Raw genomic sequence first — 5,221 nt, 5'->3', positions numbered from 1 at the left:
GGGGCATTGGGATCACGACTCTGCCATCGCTCGCGTGATTTCAACATCGCATCGGTCGTTTTGCGAAATCCCCAGCCCGTCAAATCGTGGCCATTGAATAGACTCTCGAATCCTTCTTCGACGACAAAATCATCGTCCTCGATTTCTACCAAGTCAAGCGTGGCCAAGACCGGTCGCAATGCGGCTTCCCACCTTGCGTACCCAGCCGCATTGGGATGCAACAGATCCGGAAACTCCTCTTTCTTGGCGTTGCCCTGATCGTTGGCAAACAATGTCCATGTATCGAGCACGATCACGTTGCCATCGCTCTTGGCAAGATCGGCATAAAGTTGATTTAACTTCTTGATCTTGTCCGCGGGTCGTTTTTTCGATGCGTGGCTGGGAAAGACGTTACAAATGACAACCGGAATATTGGGATCATGTGCCCGCAGCGAATCGAGAATCAATTGCATATTGCCGGCGATCGTTTGCGGTTCGGCCCCTTCTTCGAGATCGTTCGTGCCCGCCAAGATGACCACAGCGGCCGGTTCCAAATCGATCACGTCTTCGCCGAGCCGAAGCAACATTCCTCGGGTGGTATCACCGCTGATCCCTCGATTCGCTGGTTCGATCGATTTGAAATCGCCACGAAAATCGTCTTGCCATCCTTGGGTAATCGAATCGCCCAAAAAAACGACATGCCCCTTTTTGCTTTCGGCATTGGCCGCAAACGTTTCCCGGCGTTTTCGCCACACGTTTTGAAACCAGTCCTGTCGTCGCAGCGGTCCCGCCCCAGCAAGTCCCTCGTCGGTTGCGGGCAACTGAAACCGAGCTGGGGTGTCCACCGCTGCGGTTTCTTGTCCCTGTACCGCGAGCGGCCATCCGATAACAAGGGTTAATAGTGCAAGGATAAAACGAGATTGCATCAGCGGGTTTCCAGAGAGTTGAGGGGGGGCAGTTCAATAAGAGCTTGGTGCGGCAATTGCACCATTCGCGAGTAACACAACCTCGGTGAGGACTAGGGATCCGTTAGATTCGGTGCCCAGGTTTTATCGGATACTGCTGGCGTTTCGCCATCGGCAGGGAACGTTTGTGGCAACGCCTTGTGGATCATCGTCGACAATTCCTTGACCGTTGCTGCATGCGATGGTGATTTCGCCAAATTGTTTTGTTCGCGGGGGTCGACGTCATGATCGTACAGCTCGCTGCCGGCTTTGCCTTCGTCCCACTCGGTGTATCGCCAACGGGGCGTTCGCAGCGTGTAGCCGAAAAATCTCTTTTTGCCGCCCCGCATCACTTGTGTCAGCGCCCAACCGCGACCGGTTTTATTGGGATCTTTCATGATCGGCACCAGCGATTGGCCTTGCAAATTCTCGGGCGATTTAACGCCACACAATTCGGTCAGCGTGGGATACAAGTCGATCAACCCGACTGGCGTCTTGGCAACTTTGCCCTGTGCCATGCCCGGTGCGGAAACAATCATCGGCACCCGCGAACTTTCTTCGAACAAGCTCATCTTTTGCCAAAGTCCATGTTCGCCGAGATGGTAACCATGATCGCTTGTAAACACGATGATCGTATTGTCATCGAGCCCCAGGGATTCGAGTTGATCCAAGACGCGGCCGACCTGCGCGTCCATGAACGTGATACTGGCAAAGTAAGCCTGAATCGCCTGTTGTCGCAGCGGATCGGTTAGCAGTTCATGGTCTTTTTTGTGGCTTCCCAGTGCCGCCTTGGGCAAATCCTTGACGTCCTCTTCCACATTGGCAACCAGCGGCATCTCGCTGGGGTCGTATTTTTCAAAGTAAGGCTTCGGTGCAACATACGGAGTATGCGGGCGATAGAAACCGAGCGCTAAAAAGAAGGGTCGGTCCTGGCGTTTCGCGCAACGCTCGAGCACCCAGCAGGCATCGTCGGCCAACATCCCATCGGTATGCAGCTGATCGCCGCGCGGCGAAGCGTACCAAGACAATGTGCCGCCAAAGGAGTTTTTGCGAAGCGAAAAAATATCGGGTTCTTCCAGCAAACGGTCGCAACCGGCCGGATTCAGTTCGAGTTCCCACGACCCTGGATCATCATGGCCGTTGGTCCCCACACTTTTGGGAACGTTGTAGTGGTAAAGCTTTCCAACGCGAGCCGCGAAATAGCCATCCAATCGAAACGCTTGCGACAAACTGTGATGCGAGGGAATGGTTTGCCGAAAGATCTGGCTGTTTTGATGGATCCCCGTGCTATTGGGATAAAGCCCCGTCAACATCGAATTGCGACTCGGACCGCAAAGCGGATACTGACAATACGCTCGCTCGAAACGAACGCCACGACGCGCCAGCCGATCAATATTGGGTGTTTGGACGAGCGGGTGATCATAACATCCGATGGAATTATTCAAATCGTCCGAAATGATGAACAACACATTAGGACGTGTCTCGTCCGCCACTGCGATTGCTCCCAATTCCCCTGAAACGGACGTTGTCGTGATGACAAAAATCCAAAGGCCATAGAGTAAGTCAAGCATCGAAATCGGTTTACGAATCATCGGCGACACGTTCTCAGGTGGGGAATCTGATGGGTTTGATTAGCAAAATCATACATGAAGCATCCGGGACGATGGGACAAACGATCCAAAATATCGCCCCAGCTTTTCCCCCAAAAATCGCGTCGTCGGCCCCATTACGAGGCGGCGAATCCCACAAAACTTGGCAAATCAGCGTGGGGATGGTTTGAGGTTTTGCGGTACCCGAGTCATAATTCGATCCCTAACAATTACCTCCCTCCTCAAAATCCCCCCTTGGAGATCCCTGGATGATCCGATTGTCCCTTTCACTTTGTCTCGGTTTGGTTGCCCTCGTCGCTGTTGCGGATGACCCCGCAAAGAAGGCCGCCGCGAACTCTGCTGAGCTTGTCACCCTGTTCAATGGTTCGAACCTCGAAGGATGGGACGGCGACCCGCGACTGTGGTCGGTCAAAGATGGCGTGATCCACGGCGAAACCACACCGGAGAATGTTGCCAAGGGCAATACCTTCCTGATCTGGCAAGGCGGCGAACTGTCTGATTTTGAACTTCACGTCACCTTCCGCTGCAACGCCATCAACAACTCAGGAATCCAGTACCGCTCGCAACACTTGTCGGGCAAAGGCGTTGGCAACGATTGGGTCCTGAAAGGTTATCAACACGAACTCCGCAATGAAGAAAACTTCCCCAACGTTCCTTCGTTCATCTACGACGAACGTGGCAAGCGTGGACGTATCTGCTTGGTCGGCGAAAAAGCAGTCTGGACCAAAGACGGCAAAAAAGTGCTCGACAATACGCTGATCGATCAAGCCGGTTTCAAAGAACTGATGAAAGTCGACGACTGGAACGACGTGGTCATCATTGCCAAAGGCAACAACATCAAGCACTACCTCAACGGCAAGCTTGTTTTGGATTTCACTGACGAGCACCCTGAATTGGCTCTTAGCTCCGGCCTGATCGGACTACAATTGCACGCCGGCAAACCGATGTGGGCCGAATTCAAGAACATCCAACTTCGCAAGTTCTAATAACGAAGCCGTCCCCTTTTCCCTGAATCCTTCGAAACAGCCGCACTTGGTTTCCAAGTGCGGCTGTTTTTTGTTTGCATTCTGCCCCTGATTCCCAGAAAATTTCGGATAGCCGACGGTCTATTCGATTTTCACCGGGGTTTGATTGATCAGGCACTAGGGCAAAGTGTCACCGTGACACCGAGCGTCTCGCTCCACTTCTCCAAAATCATGGCAATCGAACGATGCGTAGAACCGCCACTTTCTCGCTGTTTATTTGCGTCGCGATCTGGTTTCCTCAAGCCAACGGATCGGCCCAGGAAGCATTGTCGCAAGAAAAAATCGACTTCTTTGAAACCAAGATCCGGCCCGTACTGGTCAAAGAATGTTACGGATGCCACTCGAATCAAACCGGCAACGCCAAAGGCGGTCTGCGGCTGGACACCCAAGAATTGACAGCCATCGGCGGCAATAGCGGTCCCGCCGTTGTTCCGGGTGATCTGGACGAGAGCCTGCTGTATAGCGCGATCCTGCATCAAGATTTCCAGATGCCTCCGAAACGCAAGTTGTCACAAAATGTGATCAATGACTTTCGCAGCTGGATCGAAATGGGAGCCCCCGACCCTCGCATCACCGCCCCCTCGGTACTGAAAACTCAAATCACCAAGGACGACATTCAACAGGCCAAGAGCGAATTCTGGGCCTATAAGAAACCGACAAAAGCGGCGATCCCTGCGGTTCAAAATCGCGAGTGGTCTCGTAGCGACCTCGATCCCTTTGTGCTGGTCAAACTCGAAGTATCGTCGATGACCCCCGCCGTGGACGCCGAGCCGCACCAAATCTTGCGACGGCTCTGCTTTGACCTGATCGGATTGCCGCCAAGTCTTGCGCAGATCGAATATTTCGAAAAGTACTACGCCACCGATCCTGACAAGGCGATCGCCCACGTCGTCGATCAACTGCTCGAAAAACCGCAATTTGGCGAGCGTTGGGGTCGCCATTGGTTAGACCTCGTCCGCTACGCAGAATCCAATGGTCGCGAAGTCAACACGACCTTCCCGCACGCGTGGCGGTACCGCGACTACGTGATTGATTCGTTCAACGAAGACAAACCTTACGATCGATTTTTGCAAGAACAAATTGCTGGTGATTTGCTGCCGGTCGATTCCGATTCGCAGTGGGCCGAAAACCTAGTGGCAACCGGTTTTCTAGCGATTGGTCCCAAAAGTCTTGCCGAGCAGAACCGTACTCAATTCACCGCCGATCTTATCGACGAACAAATCGACACCACGACGCGGGCGATTCTGGGGATGTCGGTCGCTTGTGCTCGCTGTCACGACCACAAATTCGATCCGATTCCGCAAACCGACTACTACGCCTTGGCCGGGATCTTCAATAACACGACGGTCTATTTTGGGACTCCCGCATCCAAATACGGAAACATTGCCGGCGTGCAAAATCGCAACTCGAGCAACTTGCTGCGATTGCCGATCGACGACCCGAATGAGTTCGACCGGCGGATCCCGGTGGATGAATTGGCCGATCTGAATCGCGAGCTCGATGAAACGCTGCAACAACTGATTGAATATCGCCGCAATCGTCGACAAAACGATGGCAACGCAGCGAACGCCATTCAGAATTTCATCCGCTTGCAAACACGAGCCGAAACGTTGTCGACCATCATCGGCGGCGTGGATGAACAGGGCAATCCGATCACCTATTG

At 53.3% G+C, this 5,221-nt stretch carries 4 protein-coding genes; 2 read left to right on the top strand and 2 right to left on the bottom strand.

Annotated features, from left to right (window positions below; all coding sequences use genetic code 11):
- Positions 1-905 (bottom strand): SGNH/GDSL hydrolase family protein (locus ABX962_RS29480; protein ID WP_372724884.1); only part of this gene is annotated, 905 nt, incomplete at its 3' end.
- Between the two features lie 92 nt (positions 906-997).
- Complete coding sequence (locus ABX962_RS29475) at positions 998-2,515, bottom strand: sulfatase (RefSeq protein WP_372724882.1); 1,518 nt, start codon at positions 2,513-2,515, stop codon at positions 998-1,000.
- Positions 2,516-2,781: 266 nt separating this feature from the next.
- Here ABX962_RS29475 and ABX962_RS29470 point away from each other — a divergent pair, with 266 nt between their 5' ends.
- Together ABX962_RS29470 and ABX962_RS29465 are read left to right on the top strand one after the other, a co-directional pair.
- Positions 2,782-3,519 carry a DUF1080 domain-containing protein gene (locus ABX962_RS29470; protein WP_372724880.1) on the top strand — a complete coding sequence of 246 codons (738 nt, stop codon included), beginning with the start codon at positions 2,782-2,784 and terminating at the stop codon, positions 3,517-3,519.
- 224 nt (positions 3,520-3,743) lie between these two features.
- On the top strand, positions 3,744-5,221 hold a 1,478-nt coding region (locus ABX962_RS29465), incomplete at its 3' end, for a DUF1549 domain-containing protein (RefSeq protein ID WP_372724878.1).

The organism is Novipirellula sp. (assembly GCF_041583735.1).
Lineage (GTDB): Bacteria > Planctomycetota > Planctomycetia > Pirellulales > Pirellulaceae > Novipirellula.
The sequence above is the reverse complement of the archived record's forward strand: the minus strand, read 5'-3'. Positions and strand labels throughout refer to the sequence as shown.

Bases quoted from the DNA above. Each gene is read 5' to 3' on its own strand.
- ABX962_RS29475 (WP_372724882.1), bottom strand. From the start codon at position 2,515: ATGATTCGTAAACCGATTTCGATGCTTGACTTACTCTATGGCCTTTGG.
- ABX962_RS29470 (WP_372724880.1), top strand. From the start codon at position 2,782: ATGATCCGATTGTCCCTTTCACTTTGTCTCGGTTTGGTTGCCCTCGTC.